Consider the following 16,478-nt stretch of genomic DNA (forward strand, 5'->3'; position numbering starts at 1 on the left):
TTCCTATTTCAACATTAGTTTTTTCATATCTTCTAGTCTACTTTTTATTGTGCCATCAATAACGTCATCGCCAACTCTTATATATACTCCACCAATAACATTTTTATCTAATTTTTCATCAAATATAATTTTTTTATCATACATCTTGTATAATTTCATGCGCAAAGTTTCTCTTTCTAAGTCCAAAAGGGGTATTACTGTTTTAACCTCTACCAATAGAGTATTATTACGTTCTAGATTGATTTTTTCCATTTCTTTAAGTTTTTGCTCAGTAAATAATATTCTATCTTTTTCTATAAGAATAAGTAAAAAAGATAAAAGGTCCTCATCAATTCTGCCCTTAAAAATCCTAATAAACATCTTCTTCTTTTGGGAAGTACTTATTTGTGGATATTTAATGACTTTTAAAAACTCAGCATCATTCTTCATAAGTGAAACAATTTCTCTAAGATCAGTTAAGTATTCTTCTACTTTTCCTTTTTCCTCAGCAACTGTATATAGTGCCAATGCATATCTTTTGTCTAAGTATTCATACATATCAGCTACCTACCTTAGAAATAAAGTCCTCAATCAATCTTCTATGTTCTTTTTCATCAATATGCTGTTCAAGAGCTTTTTCGGACAATATTAAAGATAAATCTATAACTTGCTTTTTAATTTCACTTTGTGCTTTTTCTGCTTCTCTTTCAATTTCCACTCTAGATCTTTCAATGATAAGTGTAGCTTCTTGCCTTGCATCTTCAATTAATTCGCTAGACATTTTTTCTGCCTTTTGCTTATATATTTCGACTATTTCCTTGCCTTCTTTTTTCGCTAACTTTAGTTTTTCACCATTTTCTATTTTTAATTTATTAGCTTCCTCTTTATCCATCCTTGCTTTTTCAAAAGAAGAATCTAATTCCTGTTTTCTTGTATTCAAAATCTTATTTACTGGTTTAAACAGATAACGTTTAGCAATGAAAAGTAGTATGAGGAAATTTATCATCGCAGCTATAATATTACCTAAATCCATCTCTATCATATAAAATCACGGCTTATAAGATTCTTTTATCCTTATGCAAACCGAGACTTTCACCTACCTTCCTTTTACTATTTCACTTTAACCTTTTACACCAAGTAAAATTAGTAATAACGCTATTAAGAAACCATAGATAGCTGTTGCTTCAGATAACGCACCACCTATAACTAATGCTCTAATTATTTTATCACTAGCTTCTGGCTGTTTTGCAATACCTTCTACAGCTTTTGCTGTAGCATTTCCCGTTCCTATACCACCACCTATAACTCCAATAGCTGCTATTCCTGCTCCGATTGCTGACATTCCTGCTATAAATCCTGCTGAATCCATAAAAAATTCCTCCTATTCATTTTTATTTTAGTGTTCTGAAATTATTACAATATTAATCATTGTTAACATTACAAAAATAACCATTTGGATAGTACCATCAAATAAATCAAAATACATATGTAATGGTATTGGTATTCCCAGCTGAGCCACCCAAGTAATTTTACTAAGTGAACTATAAGCCAATTCCATAATTATAGTTGACGCAAACATATTTCCAAATAATCTTAAACTTAAAGATATTGGTAACATAATTCTCTCCATTATATTTATGGGAAGTAATACAGCTACTGGTTTCGCATATCCAGTAAAATAATGCAAAATACCAACTTTTTTGATTGTATAGCCCTGTATTACCATAAATGTAATAAGGCCCATTCCCAAAGTTGTACTGAAATCTGTAGTGGGTGGCTTTATTCCAAATAGCCCTACGAAATTCATTGCTATAAGATAAATTCCTAGAGTACCTATAAATGGAACAAAACTTTTAAAATCTTTACCCATAGTATCTTCTACTGTTTTCCCAACAAATTCTACAAGAATTTCAACTATGCTTTGCTTTTTGTCTGGAATTTTTTTAAGATTTAAATTAATAAATGCTATTAGTAAGCTCAGTCCCAAAACTATTACCCACTGCACTATTAAACTAAGAGTAATTTGAAAATTATACCCAAATAAATTCACACTAGGTAATTGTGTAATTTGTCCCACTTACTCACTTCCCTTCACACTCTTTAATATTAATTCCGTAAAGTACTAGAGAAATAAATTGTGAAGTATACCCTAATATAAACGCAATTATAGCAAAATGAAGATAATTAAAAACCATTAAGCCTACTGTGCACACTATAATCACCCTAAAAAAAAGTCCAAAAAAGGTAATAACCCCATATTTACTGTTTGCTTTGCCTAATATAAAGTTAACAGATATTAAATTACATAATAAACTAATACTTGCTAATACTAGACCCAATAAAAAAAACACTGCATATTCTCTATTAATAAAATAAGTTACAGTAGTTCCAATGAGTGCAATAAAAAAATTAAAATAGTTAATTTTCTTATACATCTGCGTCGACTTAATATTCACGTTTTTATTCCCCTCGCTCTTAACTAATAAAATCAATTATAGTCTACTAATTTTCATAAATAAAACCTAGAATTTCTCATTTTTTCAAGGTATATGCCTCTATGAGTTGATTTGGTATAGAATATCCTATGTTTCTTCTAAATTGCTCTATATTATGATATATTGCGTCTATGCAAATAATCCATGCTTCCATTATTCAATTAATCTATTTCTTTTAATATGCTCAATATTCAAAATATTCACAATACTCATACCGTGGATTTCAATAACAGCGATTTCATTGGCCTTTGTGAACTTTACAACATAATTTTTATTTAGTTAAACATTTACAAAAAAAATAAAAAATAATACAATCATAACTAATCTTTTATTTTTTATAAACAATTGCAATAAATTATTTTTTATTAAGTCATTTTTATTTATAATTTCTTTACTATTCAGGTTATTTTTATCTTTAATGCTTTATAATATACCTAGTTTTTTTAACATTTTAATGGGCATAGGCTTTTAAATAACTCATATCAGGATAATCAATACATTAAACCCCCTTTAATTATTTCTCCCGCTTATGATTTTTTTCATATTTCAAACCGTTATTTTAGACAATATTACTTGTAAAAACGAACAAAAAAAAAAGAAAAAAAGTATTAGAAAACTAATTTCTAATACTTGTTAAGTGAATTTCTATATAAATCTCAATTTCTATTATTATTAAAATAATTTAATAGTGAATTCACTATTTTATAAGAAGCATTTCCATCGCCATAAGGATTAATTGATTTACTCATTTGATTATACTCGTCTGGATTTCTAAGAAGCTTATTTGCCTCAAATACAATCTTCTGTGTATCTGTTCCAACGAGCCTGACCGTACCAGCACTCTCTGCCTCTACTCTCTCAGTGACTTTTCTAAGCACTAAAACCGGTTTGCCTAAATGAGGAGCTTCTTCTTGAATTCCGCCTGAATCAGTCATTACTAGATAACATTTTTCCATTAAATTATGGCTTTCTTTGATATCGATGAATTGGATTAAATGTATTCTATCTGCACCTTTTAAAATGCCTTCCACCATATCTTTCACTACCGGATTTGGATGAACTAAATACACCACTTCTACATCACTATTTTCAGAAACAACAATTTTCAGCGCATTGCAGATATTTTCAATACCAATTCCCCAATTTTCTCTTCTATGAGCTGTAACCATTATTACTTTTTTGTTTTTATAGTCAATCTCTTTTAGCTTACTATTGTCAAAAATATAATCATCTTTAATGGTATACTTCATAGCATCTATAACTGTGTTCCCTGTAACAAAAATTCTGCCCTCATCTATTCCCTCTCTTAATAGGTTTTCTTTAGATGTATTAGTTGGTGCAAAATGTAAATCTGCTAAAACTCCAGTTAATCTCCTATTAATTTCTTCTGGATAAGGTAAAAACTTATTATGGGTTCTAAGCCCTGCTTCTACATGTCCAACAAGTATTTTTCTATAAAAAGCTGCAAGAGATGAAGCAAATGTTGTAGTAGTATCTCCATGTACCAGTACTATGTCCGGTTGTTCTTTATCAAAAATGTTCTCTAACCCTTTAAGTACCGAGCAGGTTATTCCTGTTAAACTCTGTTTTTCTTTCATTATGTTTAAATCATACTGAGGCACTATATTGAAAATCTCCAAAACTTGATCCAACATTTCTCTATGCTGGCCAGTGACACATACTATGCACTGTATTTGAGGATATTTTTCCAATTCCTTAATTAGAGGTGCCATTTTTATAGCCTCAGGTCTTGTACCAAATATTACTATAACTTTAATATTTTCCACCAGATAACCTCCTAATTTAACTTAACTTAATTATTAATTTAAAACATATTCAAATTACTCTTTATGCCTAAAGATTCCATATTTCCATGCTATGAAAACAGTTATAACTGATGTAACTCCTAACAAAAAGTATGCCCTTTGGTTACTTATTTGCATTGCAAGAATTGAGGCTCCGCCTAAAGCAGCACTTATAAAATACATAATGATAACAGCTTGTTTTTGATTAAGTCCCATATCCAAAAGCCTATGATGCAAATGACCTCTATCTGCTTGCATAATGGGTTTCCCATTAGCTTTCCTTCTGATCATAGCAAAAAGGGTATCATAAATAGGTAATCCAAAGGCTAAAATTGGTACTGCAATAACAAATGCTGTTGCAGATTTAATGGCGGTCTCAATTGAAATTGCGGCTAGTAGAAATCCTAATAATTGAGAGCCCGTATCCCCCATAAAAATAGAAGCTGGGTTAAAGTTATATGGTATAAACCCTAAAATTGCACCACTTAAAACAGCTGTTAAAAATGCAGCCTCCAATCTTCCATTAATTATAGAAACTATCATTAAAGTAACACAGGCTATAAATGCTACTCCTGCTGCGAGTCCATCTAGTCCATCTATTAAGTTAAATGCATTAGTCACAGCTACAATCCATATTATGGTTACAGGTATATTAATCCATCCTATGTTTAAATAAGGATAGAATTCTCTAAAAGGATTTGTTAGAATTGATATCCTTACACCTGATAATAAAAGGCAAACAGCACCCATAATTTGTATTAGAAGCTTATACTTAGGACTCAAATCCTTAATATCATCTATCATGCCACCCATAACTATTATAGTCGCTCCAATAATTATACCTAGTTGAGAAGTGGTTAAGATACCATTATATAAAATTACACCTATAACAAAAGAAATGTATATGGCAAGTCCTCCCATGACTGGAACAGGCTTACAATGAACTCTCCTTTCATCTTTAGGAACATCAATTGCATTAATCCTTATTGCAAACTTCTTAACTAAAGGAGTAATTATAAAAGAAACTAATGCTGTAATTATCGCTAAAATATAAAAATTACTCATAAAAAAACCTTTCTTTCACAAAAGCAGTGTTTTTATTTGATAAATATAGGTTTAAAATTATGAAATTAATAAACAATTGTAATTTACAGAATTCCATAATTAATATCCACCATCACCTTGAAGTGAGTCATCATTTTCTATCCATTCCTCTACATATACGGTTTTATATTGAATTTTATCTTCTCTAATTATTACTTTCTCTATACCTGAATTAATTATGAATCTCTTGCATAAGGAGCATGGCGAAGCATTCTCTACTAATTCACCGCTATTTACCTCTTTCCCTACTAAATACAAAGTTGCTCCTAACATATCATTTCTTCGAGCTGAAATAATTGCATTTTGTTCTGCATGTACTGATCTGCAAAGCTCATATCTTGTGCCCCTGGGAACTTTTAATTCTTCTCTCCTACAGACACCTAAATCACAACAGTTCATTCTTCCCCTAGGTGCACCAGAATATCCAGTAGACATAATTTCATCATTTTTTACTATTATAGCTGCAAAATTCCTACGCATACAAGTTCCTCGCTCAGATATTGTTTCACATATATCCAAATAATAATTATGCTTGTCAATTCTTCCCACAATTATACCTCTCATAAATATATTTTAATTATTAATTATTAATTATGTAGATGCAAAATTAAAAGCCAAGTTTATAATCTAATAATCAATCTCTATTATTTTACACTATAAAAATGATAATTTAAAGTGTTTAATGTGTCATATATATAAATTTACTATAAATTTTAAAAAACATGTACCATTATAACTACATTTTACTTTAACAAAAAAATATAGACAAAGATTTCTCTTCGCCTATATTTTTCGACTAAATTATTTCTCCGTTTATACCAATAGTCACCTCTTTATACGATACTATTATTCCCGCCTGAAGCATTGCTGCCTTCACAGAACTAACAATACCTGCACAACAAGGTACTTCCATTCTAACCACTGTAATGCTCTTAATGTCGTTATTTTTTAATATTTCTGCAATTTTTTCTCTATAATAATCATTATCGTCCAACTTTGGACACCCTATTAATGTTACCCTTCCCTTAATAAACTCTTTATGAAAATTTCCATAAGCATAAGCGGTGCAATCTGCAGCAATTAATATATCTGCACCATTTAAAAATGCCGCCTTAGTATTAGTTAACTTCAATTGAATTGGCCATTGGTTTAATTCTGAAGATCCAGATGTTTCTTCTGAGTTATTTATTTTAGTAGCTACTTTTTTTACATTTAAATCAACATTCCTCTTTATGGACTTTTCCATTGTGCCAGGACATCCACAAGGTAGATTAGGTTTTACACTAATTTTCTGTTTTTTTAATTCCACAGCTTGGAGGTCATATTCTACAGCATCTCTTTCCACTATTTTAATTGCATCTGTGGGGCACTGTGGCAAACAATCTCCCAGTCCATCACAATATTCGTCACTTATTAATTTAGCCTTACCATCCACTAACTCAATGGCTCCTTCATGACATCCACTTATACATATTCCACAACCATTACATTTATTTTCATCGATACTAATAATATTCCTTTTCATTTTAACTCCTCCTATAATTTTATATATATATTCACCTTGAGACGCATTAAAATAAACAACAATTCAATATGTTTTATATTTACTTTAAAAAGCCTAATTAATTATTTAATTGACTGTATGTGCTAAGTATATTAGAATTACTTATGATAATATGTAACCCATGTTACCAAATTACAAATTTGAAGGTGATTTCATGGATAAACTAACAGATTACTTAAAGTATTGCATTTTATTTAAAGGTTTAACTTCCCAGGAACTACAAGATTTAATTACGAATATTAACTATTCTATTTCTGATAACTGTAAAAACTGCATTGAATGCCACACCTGCATAGTTGCACTAGAAGGTGATATATGCAATTCTTTAGGCATTGTAATCCAAGGTGAACTAGAAGTTCAAAAACATTATGCTAGTGGCAAAGTTGTTACCCTAGCAAAATTAAACAGAGGGAAAATTTTTGGGGAAGCTATCGCTTTTTCAGAGACAAATATATACCCTGCTACTATAGTATCATCTAAAGGATCAATAATACTTTATATCTCAAAAAAAGATATCATAGCTATGTGTAGTTCCTACCCTAAGGTATTGAATAATTTCATGCAACTTCTCTCAAGTAAAATTTTATTGTTAAACGGAAAAATTAAAGAGCTCTCTTTTGAAACCTTACGACAGAAAATTTGTAATTACTTACTTTCTCAATACGAAATTCAAAAAACAACTTCACTAATACTTCCTATGTCTAGAAAAACTCTCGCTGAGCATCTAGGCGTTCAGAGACCATCCCTTTCAAGAGAATTTGTTAATATGAAGCAAGATGGCCTAATAGATTTCAATAAAAATTTAGTTCAATTAAAAGATTTAGACGGCATTGAAACCATACTAATTTGATGTTATTGTATACGACAGTATAATTTTATCGTAAATATTAAATTTTACTTGATAATTATTATCCGTTAGTGTATAGTTACTGTTATAGGTAACCAAATTATGTCTAGTTAATTATTTTACGTATAGTAATTGTTATCTTATTATATAGAATGCAAGTGGACTAACAATTATTAATTGTTACTCCAGAAAACTACGAGGGGGATAACAATTAGTAGTTGTTATCTACCCCAGAGAAATATGAGGGGGAAAATTTAATATGAAAAAATTTGTTTGTACAGTATGTGGATATATCCACGAAGGTGATAACGCACCAGATAAATGCCCAGTTTGTGGTGCAAAAAGTGATAAATTTGTAGAAAAAGATGAAAATGATATGACTTGGGCCGATGAACATGTAATAGGAGTTGCCAAAGATGTTAATCCAGAAATTTTAGAAGGATTAAGAGCTAACTTTGTTGGAGAATGCACTGAAGTTGGTATGTATTTAGCAATGAGTCGTCAAGCTGATAGAGAGGGTTTCCCAGAAGTTGCAGAAGCTTACACGCGAATCGCTTTTGAAGAAGCAGATCATGCTTCAAAATTCGCTGAAATGCTTGGAGAAGTAGTGACAGCTGATACTAAGAAAAACCTTGAAATGAGAGTCGATGCAGAGCATGGAGCTTGCCAAGGTAAGAAAGACTTAGCTACTTTAGCTAAAAAGCTTAACTATGATGCAATCCATGATACAGTACATGAAATGTGTAAAGATGAAGCTCGTCATGGCTCAGCATTCAAGGGTTTACTTAATAGATATTTTAAATAATATTGGATTAAGTAAAATTAAAAGCAACTTACAGATAATTTTCTGTAAGTTGCTTTTTAATTTCTCATGATAAATTATAATAATTAATTATTTTGTTCCAAATAATCTATCTCCAGCATCACCAAGACCTGGTACAATATATCCTTTTTCATTTAATTTCTCATCAATTGAAGCTACATATATATCCACGTCTGGATGCTCCTCTTGAATAGCCTCAATTCCCTCTGGTGCAGCTATAAGGCACATAATTCTTATATTTATTGCCCCTCTTTTCTTAAGCGCTGAAATTGCATCTATTGCAGAACCTCCTGTCGCAATCATAGGATCAGTAATAATTACATCTCTTTCATTGATATCTTGAGGTAATTTACAGAAATATTCAACTGGTTGCAATGTTTCCTCATTTCTATACATCCCTATGTGGCCAACCTTAGCTGCAGGTATAATTTTCAGCATACCATCAACCATTCCAAGGCCCGCTCTTAGTATTGGAACTATAGCCATTTTCTTACCAGCTAAAACATTACATTTAGTAGTACAAATAGGAGTCTCAATATCTACTTCTTCTAATTGTATGTCACGCGTAACTTCATAAGCCATAAGCATTGCAACTTCTTCAACTAGATCTCTAAAATCCTTTGAACCTGTATTTTTATCTCTTATGTATGCCAATTTGTGTTGTATAAGTGGATGTGTTATTTGTGTTACTTTACTCATAAATAATTCCTCCAATTTTTTAATGTTTATTTAGAATATTTTTTCTCAATTTCAGTAATTTTATTAATTCTTTTTTGATGTCTATCTCCTTGAAATTTAGCATTGATAAAAGCATCTACAATATCTAGCGCTAAACCAGTGCCAATAACTCGCGCACCTAAAGTAAGAATGTTAGCATTATTATGTTCTCTCGAGGCATGAGCACTAAAAGTATCACTGCATAATGCGGCTCTTATTCCAGGTACTTTATTTGCAGCAATTCCTATACCTATCCCTGTACCACATATAAGTATTCCTAATTCAAAATTTTCTGCCACTACTTCCTTGGCAACTTTTAATGCATAATCTGGATAATCACAAGACTCCTCAGTATAAGTACCAAAGTCTGATACCTCAATATGTTTACTCTCAAGAAACATAATTATCTCTTTTTTTAAACTGAAACCACCATGATCACTACCTAATGCTATTTTCATTATAAAACACCTCCAAGAAATATTTTCCTATTATACGATAGTAAATTACAAAAAAAGAAGATATCAGCATTTAAATAACATATTTAAATACCATTATCTTCATTATCTTATCTAATAATAAGAATACATTGTTTTTTAATCCACCAGGAATCTTTGAATAAGTCGGAATATACTGGACATATGAGTCAATATTATTTTTAGTAAATATTTTATTGAAAATAGCTTCTAAATTATAGCTTTTTCGCATTTTTTCATTACAAACATACAATATATCCATAGTCCCTCCTAATATTCCTCTGGGGTAGATAACAATAATTATTGTTATACCCCTGGTATTCCTTTGAAGTAGATTCTAATTATAAATTAGTATCTACTTATACGAAAGTTATATCAAAACCTGCTGATTTCTTAAGCCTATTCATTATAGCAACACCTAAGCCTTTTTCTTCAAAAGCTTCTGATAATATTAAATCTACATCTATAACATCAAACCCTCTTAAAATTTCAAAAAGATTTCTTCCTATACTATCTAGATTTTCTCTACTACCTAAAGAAATAACAGTGCCCTTAGGATATTTTTCTTTGGTTTCATCTGTTGCCATAATGCCTATTTTTTTCTTGCCCATACTATTCTGCACTATTTCATTGATTTTAGCAACAGTTTTTTCTAAATCTCCACATATAATTTTTACTGGGGCTTTTGGTGCATAATGTCTATACTTCATACCAGGTGCTTTAGGCTTAAAATCTTTTTTTGGTTTACACATTATATTTTTATCAATATATACCCTATTATCAATTTCTCTTAGCATTTCAATGGTTATGGCTCCTGGCCTTAGTATGCACAGCGGAGTACAAGTACAATCAACTATTGTTGACTCAAGTCCTACCTTACTTTTATCTCCACCTATGATATACTCTATCTTTCCACTTAAATCCTCTATACAACTCTCTACATCCGTGGGGCTTGGTCTACCAGATATATTAGCTGAAGGAGCTGCAATAGGTGTTCCAGCTGCCTCAATAAGCTTCCTCGCAATTATATTTGAAGGCATCCTTATTCCTACAGTGTCTAGCCCAGCACTTGTAGCACTCGGAATTAAATCAGACTTATTAAAAATCAATGTTATTGGTCCAGGCCAATATCTCTTCATAATTTGCCTTGCTATAGAAGGTATTTCTTTTACCAGAGGTTCAATATTAAAGTCAGCTACATGCACAATAAGTGGATTATCCTGAGGTCTTCCTTTGGCCTTAAAAATTTTTTCTACAGCTATCTCATCTAAGGCATTGGCACCGAGTCCATAAACTGTTTCTGTAGGAAAAGCCACCAGTCCGCCTTGAGCTATAACAAGTCCTGCCTCATCAATTATATTCTGCACAATATTATTTTCGTCTAAAATTGCAATCTTAGTATTCATCCTTACACCTCTTAACTTAAAATATGCTATATCACATTAGTCATTATCAAACCAACTATTATTCCCAGTAGTATCCCCAAAGTATTTATCGTACCAGGCCAAAGTTTTTTGGACTGAGGAATCATCTCTCCGTAGATAACATATAACATAACACCAGATGCAAATGCTAAAGCACTGCCTAATATGTTTACAGATATGCTACCAATATAAATTCCAATCCAAGCACCAATTGCAGTGGGTAGTGCTGTTAAGAAAGCATAAAATAATATTCGTTTACTGTTTGTCCCTAAAAGCATGAGAGGTGCCGCCACCGCCAGTCCCTCTGGCACATCATGTATTGCTATTATTACGCTCATTTTAAGTCCTAAGTTTTCGCCATTAACAAAACCAAATCCCATTATCAGCCCTTCTGGAAAATTATGAAGCATTATTCCTATAGCAACCATAAAAGCTACTTTTGTATATTGAGAATTTACATTACTGCCTAAATTACTTATTTTATCTATTATTACAACAACGATAATTCCTAAAACTAAAAATAATAAGGTTTTTAAAAATCCTGTTTTAACTATAGCCTCAGGAATAAGTTCAAAAACTACAATTGAAAGCATAAGCCCTGAAGCAAATCCTATAATAGTTCCTAAAAATCTTTTAGAAGGTTTGTTCATGGCAACACCTAAAAAAGCGCCTAACATGGTACCAATTAAAGCTACTACTCCGGAGAATATGATTATTAAAACAATTCTATTACTCAAATTTATACCCCCACTTAATTAGAATTGTAATTATTCACCTTACAATTCCATATGAGAATAAAATATAGAGAATTATTCACTATACTTATTTCTCTTTATCTAATTTTATTCCATCAGTGGAGGTTTATGCTGTTTTCTCTATATTCTTTAATCATTTCTATGGCATCATCAGAAAATATTGCTTCAACACACGATTTATATAAATCATCCAGTAAAATATATTTTTTGAATCCACCCTGTGTAATTATAAAATAGAAATAATTTTCTTCTGGATTTTCTATTTTAATTTTATTATACATTTGTTCTACATAAGGGTATTTCTTGCAAAAATTAAGATCTATAGGTTGAATTTTTTTATTTCTAAATTTAGATTTCGTTATTGTTATAATTTTTAAATCTTTGCCATTATCTTGAGTATGAACAAACACAACTTTTTTGCATATAATAATAAATTTAATTTTTGCAATTCCACACCATATGCTTATTTTGTATCCTTCGCATTTAATATCAATATATTCTTCATTGAATCTAAGAAAAACAACAAAAGCAATAAGTAGTTCATTGCAAATTAAATACATTATAAGGAATATATTTATAATTTTTGATACCATTAACATAACTGGTAATAAAACAAAAATAAAGCACATTGATAGCATAAACCCTTTATAAGTTTTCTTTTGCTTTCTAATGGCTTTATTTATATTCATAAAATCACCTTTCACTTATAAAAAATAAGACTTTTTATTCATATTCATTATTACCCATTGCTTTCATCTTTTCTGCTTGGTCAGCAGTTATTAGGGTATTCATCATTTCATCTATATCTCCATCAAGAAAAGCTTCTAATCTATACAAGGTTAACCCTATTCTATGATCTGTTACTCTTCCTTGAGGATAGTTATAAGTTCTTATTCTTTCACTTCTATCTCCAGTACCTACTTGGCTCTTTCTATCTTCAGCTATTCCTGCAGATCTTTCAGCCTCAGCTTTATCAAACAATCTAGATTTCAGTATCTTAAGAGCTTTTTCTTTGTTCTTTAACTGGGATTTCTCATCCTGGCAAGAAACTACAAGTCCTGTAGGTAAATGTGTCATTCTTACTGCTGAATCTGTTGTATTGACACATTGTCCTCCATTACCAGATGCCCTAAACACATCTATCTTTAAATCATTAGCATTAATTTCAATATCTACATCATCAACCTCTGGTAGTACAGCTACAGTCGCCGTAGATGTATGAATTCTTCCACTGGACTCTGTGTCTGGCACTCTTTGAACTCTATGCACTCCACTTTCATATTTGAATTTACTATAAGTAGAGTCACCTTTTACCATAAATACCACTTCTTTAAATCCGCCAATATCAGTTTCATTAGCGCTCATTACTTCAACTTTCCATTTATTACGCTCTGCATATCTGGTATACATTCTAAATAAATTTGCTGCAAATAGTGCCGCTTCATCTCCACCAGCACCTGCTCTAATTTCAATAAATACATTTTTATCATCATTGGGATCCGTAGGCAAAAGTAAAATTCTTAATTCTTCCTGCATACTTTCTTTAATTTGAATTAAGTCTTTAATTTCCTCTTGAATCATCTCTTTCATTTCTCTATCATCTTCGTCTTTAAGCATTTCTTTGTTTGTTTCTATATCTTGTTTAGCTTTCTTATATGTTCTATATTTTGTAACAATTATTTCCAGTTTAGCGTGTTCTTTACAAAGCTTTTGCCATTCCTTTTGATTAGCAATAACCTCAGGATCACCAATTTTCATTGTAATTTCTTCATATTTACTTTCTGTAAACTCAAGCCTATCTAACATTTTTTATCACTCCGTATATATATTTTCGCATCTTAATACTATATCATAGTTAATAACAATATACAAATCAAACCAACTACGAATTACTCTGTTTTAGTGGCGAATCCACAATGTAGCTTAGCAGCCTAAACAGCTTAGACTTCCAAATTAACTTAGTACATTCTAAAGTATATTCATAGTCTATAGGCGCTTAATCTCCTGATATGGCTTTAATAACCCTATCATTTCCAGCTAAATCTTTAATACATTCTATGCTCTCAAATCCTGATTTCAAAAGAATATCCACAACTTCTTCCTTTTGATCATATCCTATTTCAAAGGCTAAAAGTCCACCACTTTCTAAAACCAATAAACTTTCCTTAGTAATTCTCTTATAAAATTCCAAACCATCTTCCCCACCACTAAGTGCTATGTAGGGTTCGTATTTTTTTACATCCTCCATTAAGGTAGGTATAACTGCATCTCTTATATAAGGAGGGTTAGACACTACGACTTGAAATTTCTTGTTTTCTGCAATGGCATCCTGTAATAAATCGCCGCACTCTGCATTAACCCTTTTAGATAGATGGAATCTTTCTATATTTAATTTTGACACTGCTATTGCATCCGGTGAAATATCATATAGCATTACCTCTGCATCCACTATAAATTCGGCAATAGCAATACCAATAGCTCCACTTCCGCTGCAAACATCGCATACTTTAGTATAAGCTTTTTCTTTTAAATGCTTAATTACCTCTTCAACTAAAATCTCAGTATCAGGTCTTGGTATTAAAACTCCAGGCTTTACTATGAAACTCATACCCATGAATTCACATTCACCAAGAATATATTTTACAGGCATCTTATTTTTTCTAAGCTGAATTAATCTTGAGAACTCGTCTTCCTGCTTTTCATTAAGATTAAAATCTCTATTAATCATTATGAACAATTTATCTTTATTTAAAACCGCACTTAATAAAAGTTGTGAATCTAACAGATAACTCTCAATCTTAACCTCTTTTAGAATTCCATATGCCTGACCTAGTGCTTCACCTATATTCATTGATTTCCATCGCCCTTCAACAATTGCCATATTTATTACTCTTCGATTCCCTCAGCTACCTTAAGCGCTTTTATTGCCACCTCGAGTTGAGACAAATCAGGTTCTCTTGTAGTTAATTTCTGCAACTTAAGTCCTGGATAAGAAAGAATTTTAGCTAAAGAACCACTACTTTTCCCCATCCATTTAATAATTTCATAGCTTACCCCTGAAATTAGTGGAAGCAATATAATTCTATACATTATTCTCTGACCAATGGAATTCCAACCAGTTAAAGAGAACACTATTATGCTAACTATCATAACTAAGAATAAAAAATTTGTACCACATCTTGGATGTAATCTTCCAAATTTAGCTGCATTCTCTGGGGTTAATTCAACATTGCTTTCATAACAAAATATGGTTTTATGCTCTGCACCATGATACTCATATACTCTTTTAATATCTTCCATTTTGCCTATAAGATACACATATAGTAAAAACAGTAAAACTCTAATAATTCCTTCTACAATATTCATACCCATGTTACTTGTCCCCATTTTACTAAAAACATTAGCTACAAGGGTCGGTAAAATAAAAAATAACCCTATGGATATAACTAGAGAAATAAAAAGGGATAATCCCATAATTACATCATTACTTTTTTCTTTAAATATTTTTTTTATAAATTTATCTACTTTTGAAGGTTCCCCCTCTTCTTCAAAAAAAGAAGCGGAATAATTTAAAGTTTGTACTCCTATAATTAAGGACTCAATTAGTGAAACAAATCCTCTTATTATTGGAAGTCCTAAAAATTTATTCTTTTTAGTGTAGGAAGTATAGTTTTTTTTCTCCACTACAATTTCCCCTTGCTCATTTCTCACGGCAGTAGCAATGCCCGTGCTTCCTCTCATCATAACTCCTTCAATTACAGCCTGACCACCAACATTAACATTTTTAGCCATAGTTAGTTACACCCCTTCTCTAGGAACAATATGACACTTTCTACACCTAGCTTCATAGGATTCCAATGCTCCAATTAAGACAATAGGATCCTCATATTTAGCTGGTTTTCCATTTATCAATCGTTGAGTTCTAGTAGCAGGATTACCACACACTACACAAATAGCTTGAATTTTATCAACAAATTCCGCTACAGCCAGAAGTGCTGGTATAGGTCCAAAAGGTTCCCCCTTAAAATCCATATCTAGTCCCGCACATATAACTCTTTTATTTTTATCAGCTAATGTAGTAATTACATCAATTATTCCTTTATCAAAAAATTGAACCTCATCGATAGCAACAACTTGTGTATCTTCATCTAATAGGCTTAGCAGTTCTGCGCTATCCTTAACTGGAACTGCCTCTTCCTTCTCTCCGCAGTGAGATACCACATCTACCTTGCTATATCTATTGTCAATTTCTGGTTTAAAAACTTGTAATTTCTGTTTTGCAATTTTCGTTCTTCTTATTCTACGTATAAGCTCTTCAGACTTCCCACTATACATAGGTCCTATAATGACTTCCACCCAACCATGATTTTTTGGTCCGTACATAATTTTACCTCCAATTTTATAAAAAAAACTTACTACATGTATTTTATCAAATATATACTATATAATAAAGTCAAATTTAATTTTATTCTTATTGACTTAATAATCAATT

General features: G+C 31.2%; 21 protein-coding genes. 2 read left to right on the top strand and 19 right to left on the bottom strand.

What is annotated here, in order from left to right:
• Positions 1 to 3: 3 nt before the first annotated feature.
• From KPL51_RS05490 to KPL51_RS05530, 9 genes are all read right to left on the bottom strand, one after another.
• Positions 4 to 537 carry a F0F1 ATP synthase subunit delta gene (locus tag KPL51_RS05490; RefSeq protein ID WP_216158273.1) on the bottom strand — a complete coding sequence of 178 codons (534 nt, stop codon included), beginning with the start codon at positions 535 to 537 and terminating at the stop codon, positions 4 to 6.
• A gap of 1 nt (position 538) precedes the next feature.
• A complete protein-coding gene (locus tag KPL51_RS05495) occupies positions 539 to 1,021 on the bottom strand; it encodes a F0F1 ATP synthase subunit B (RefSeq protein WP_224853919.1) in 483 nt (160 codons plus the stop codon).
• 78 nt (positions 1,022 to 1,099) lie between these two features.
• Positions 1,100 to 1,348, bottom strand: coding sequence for an ATP synthase F0 subunit C (gene atpE / locus KPL51_RS05500; RefSeq protein WP_216158274.1), 249 nt, complete (start codon positions 1,346 to 1,348; stop codon positions 1,100 to 1,102).
• A 27-nt stretch (positions 1,349 to 1,375) separates the two neighbouring features.
• Entirely contained in the window at positions 1,376 to 2,056 is a 681-nt protein-coding gene (locus KPL51_RS05505) for a F0F1 ATP synthase subunit A (protein WP_216158276.1), read from the bottom strand.
• 4 nt (positions 2,057 to 2,060) lie between these two features.
• On the bottom strand, positions 2,061 to 2,435 hold the full coding sequence (locus KPL51_RS05510; protein WP_216158278.1) for a hypothetical protein: 375 nt from the start codon (positions 2,433 to 2,435) through the stop codon (positions 2,061 to 2,063).
• A 695-nt stretch (positions 2,436 to 3,130) separates the two neighbouring features.
• Positions 3,131 to 4,261: a non-hydrolyzing UDP-N-acetylglucosamine 2-epimerase gene (wecB, locus tag KPL51_RS05515; RefSeq protein WP_216158280.1), complete on the bottom strand. Its 1,131-nt coding sequence runs from the start codon at positions 4,259 to 4,261 to the stop codon at positions 3,131 to 3,133.
• 54 nt (positions 4,262 to 4,315) lie between these two features.
• Positions 4,316 to 5,344 (bottom strand): glycosyltransferase family 4 protein, encoded by a 1,029-nt coding sequence (locus tag KPL51_RS05520; RefSeq protein ID WP_216158283.1) that lies wholly within the window; start codon positions 5,342 to 5,344, stop codon positions 4,316 to 4,318.
• A gap of 99 nt (positions 5,345 to 5,443) precedes the next feature.
• A complete protein-coding gene (locus KPL51_RS05525) occupies positions 5,444 to 5,932 on the bottom strand; it encodes a deoxycytidylate deaminase (protein WP_216158285.1) in 489 nt (162 codons plus the stop codon).
• A 247-nt stretch (positions 5,933 to 6,179) separates the two neighbouring features.
• The gene (locus KPL51_RS05530) at positions 6,180 to 6,908 is read right to left on the bottom strand and encodes an ATP-binding protein (protein WP_216158287.1); all 729 of its coding nucleotides are present in this window, start codon (positions 6,906 to 6,908) and stop codon (positions 6,180 to 6,182) included.
• A gap of 193 nt (positions 6,909 to 7,101) precedes the next feature.
• On the opposite strand from KPL51_RS05530, the gene KPL51_RS05535 reads away from it, so the two are divergent.
• Both KPL51_RS05535 and KPL51_RS05540 read left to right on the top strand, forming a co-directional pair.
• Positions 7,102 to 7,797 (top strand): Crp/Fnr family transcriptional regulator, encoded by a 696-nt coding sequence (locus tag KPL51_RS05535; protein WP_216158289.1) that lies wholly within the window; start codon positions 7,102 to 7,104, stop codon positions 7,795 to 7,797.
• A 256-nt stretch (positions 7,798 to 8,053) separates the two neighbouring features.
• On the top strand, positions 8,054 to 8,599 hold the full coding sequence (locus tag KPL51_RS05540) for an NADH peroxidase (protein ID WP_216158291.1): 546 nt from the start codon (positions 8,054 to 8,056) through the stop codon (positions 8,597 to 8,599).
• 87 nt (positions 8,600 to 8,686) lie between these two features.
• On the opposite strand, the gene upp is transcribed toward KPL51_RS05540, so the two are convergent.
• The 10 genes from upp to KPL51_RS05590 all read right to left on the bottom strand — a co-directional run bounded on the left by upp (position 8,687) and on the right by KPL51_RS05590 (position 16,369).
• Positions 8,687 to 9,316: a uracil phosphoribosyltransferase gene (gene upp, locus KPL51_RS05545; RefSeq protein WP_216158293.1), complete on the bottom strand. Its 630-nt coding sequence runs from the start codon at positions 9,314 to 9,316 to the stop codon at positions 8,687 to 8,689.
• Positions 9,317 to 9,342: 26 nt separating this feature from the next.
• Positions 9,343 to 9,792 (bottom strand): ribose 5-phosphate isomerase B, encoded by a 450-nt coding sequence (rpiB, locus tag KPL51_RS05550; RefSeq protein ID WP_216158295.1) that lies wholly within the window; start codon positions 9,790 to 9,792, stop codon positions 9,343 to 9,345.
• 70 nt (positions 9,793 to 9,862) lie between these two features.
• Positions 9,863 to 10,069 carry a hypothetical protein gene (locus KPL51_RS05555; protein WP_216158297.1) on the bottom strand — a complete coding sequence of 69 codons (207 nt, stop codon included), beginning with the start codon at positions 10,067 to 10,069 and terminating at the stop codon, positions 9,863 to 9,865.
• Positions 10,070 to 10,166: 97 nt separating this feature from the next.
• Positions 10,167 to 11,213: an L-threonylcarbamoyladenylate synthase gene (locus KPL51_RS05560; RefSeq protein ID WP_216158299.1), complete on the bottom strand. Its 1,047-nt coding sequence runs from the start codon at positions 11,211 to 11,213 to the stop codon at positions 10,167 to 10,169.
• Positions 11,214 to 11,239: 26 nt separating this feature from the next.
• Positions 11,240 to 11,968, bottom strand: coding sequence for a ZIP family metal transporter (locus KPL51_RS05565; RefSeq protein WP_216158301.1), 729 nt, complete (start codon positions 11,966 to 11,968; stop codon positions 11,240 to 11,242).
• 113 nt (positions 11,969 to 12,081) lie between these two features.
• Positions 12,082 to 12,675 (bottom strand): hypothetical protein, encoded by a 594-nt coding sequence (locus tag KPL51_RS05570; RefSeq protein WP_216158303.1) that lies wholly within the window; start codon positions 12,673 to 12,675, stop codon positions 12,082 to 12,084.
• A 34-nt stretch (positions 12,676 to 12,709) separates the two neighbouring features.
• A complete protein-coding gene (prfA, locus tag KPL51_RS05575; protein WP_216158305.1) occupies positions 12,710 to 13,792 on the bottom strand; it encodes a peptide chain release factor 1 in 1,083 nt (360 codons plus the stop codon).
• A 190-nt stretch (positions 13,793 to 13,982) separates the two neighbouring features.
• Positions 13,983 to 14,837: a peptide chain release factor N(5)-glutamine methyltransferase gene (prmC, locus tag KPL51_RS05580; protein WP_216158512.1), complete on the bottom strand. Its 855-nt coding sequence runs from the start codon at positions 14,835 to 14,837 to the stop codon at positions 13,983 to 13,985.
• Between the two features lie 35 nt (positions 14,838 to 14,872).
• Positions 14,873 to 15,778 carry a DUF1385 domain-containing protein gene (locus tag KPL51_RS05585; RefSeq protein WP_216158307.1) on the bottom strand — a complete coding sequence of 302 codons (906 nt, stop codon included), beginning with the start codon at positions 15,776 to 15,778 and terminating at the stop codon, positions 14,873 to 14,875.
• A 6-nt stretch (positions 15,779 to 15,784) separates the two neighbouring features.
• Entirely contained in the window at positions 15,785 to 16,369 is a 585-nt protein-coding gene (locus tag KPL51_RS05590; RefSeq protein ID WP_216158310.1) for a thymidine kinase, read from the bottom strand.
• Between the last annotated feature and the right edge of the window lie 109 nt (positions 16,370 to 16,478).

This window comes from Clostridium bowmanii (assembly GCF_018861315.1).
GTDB lineage: Bacteria > Bacillota > Clostridia > Clostridiales > Clostridiaceae > Clostridium_AD > Clostridium_AD bowmanii.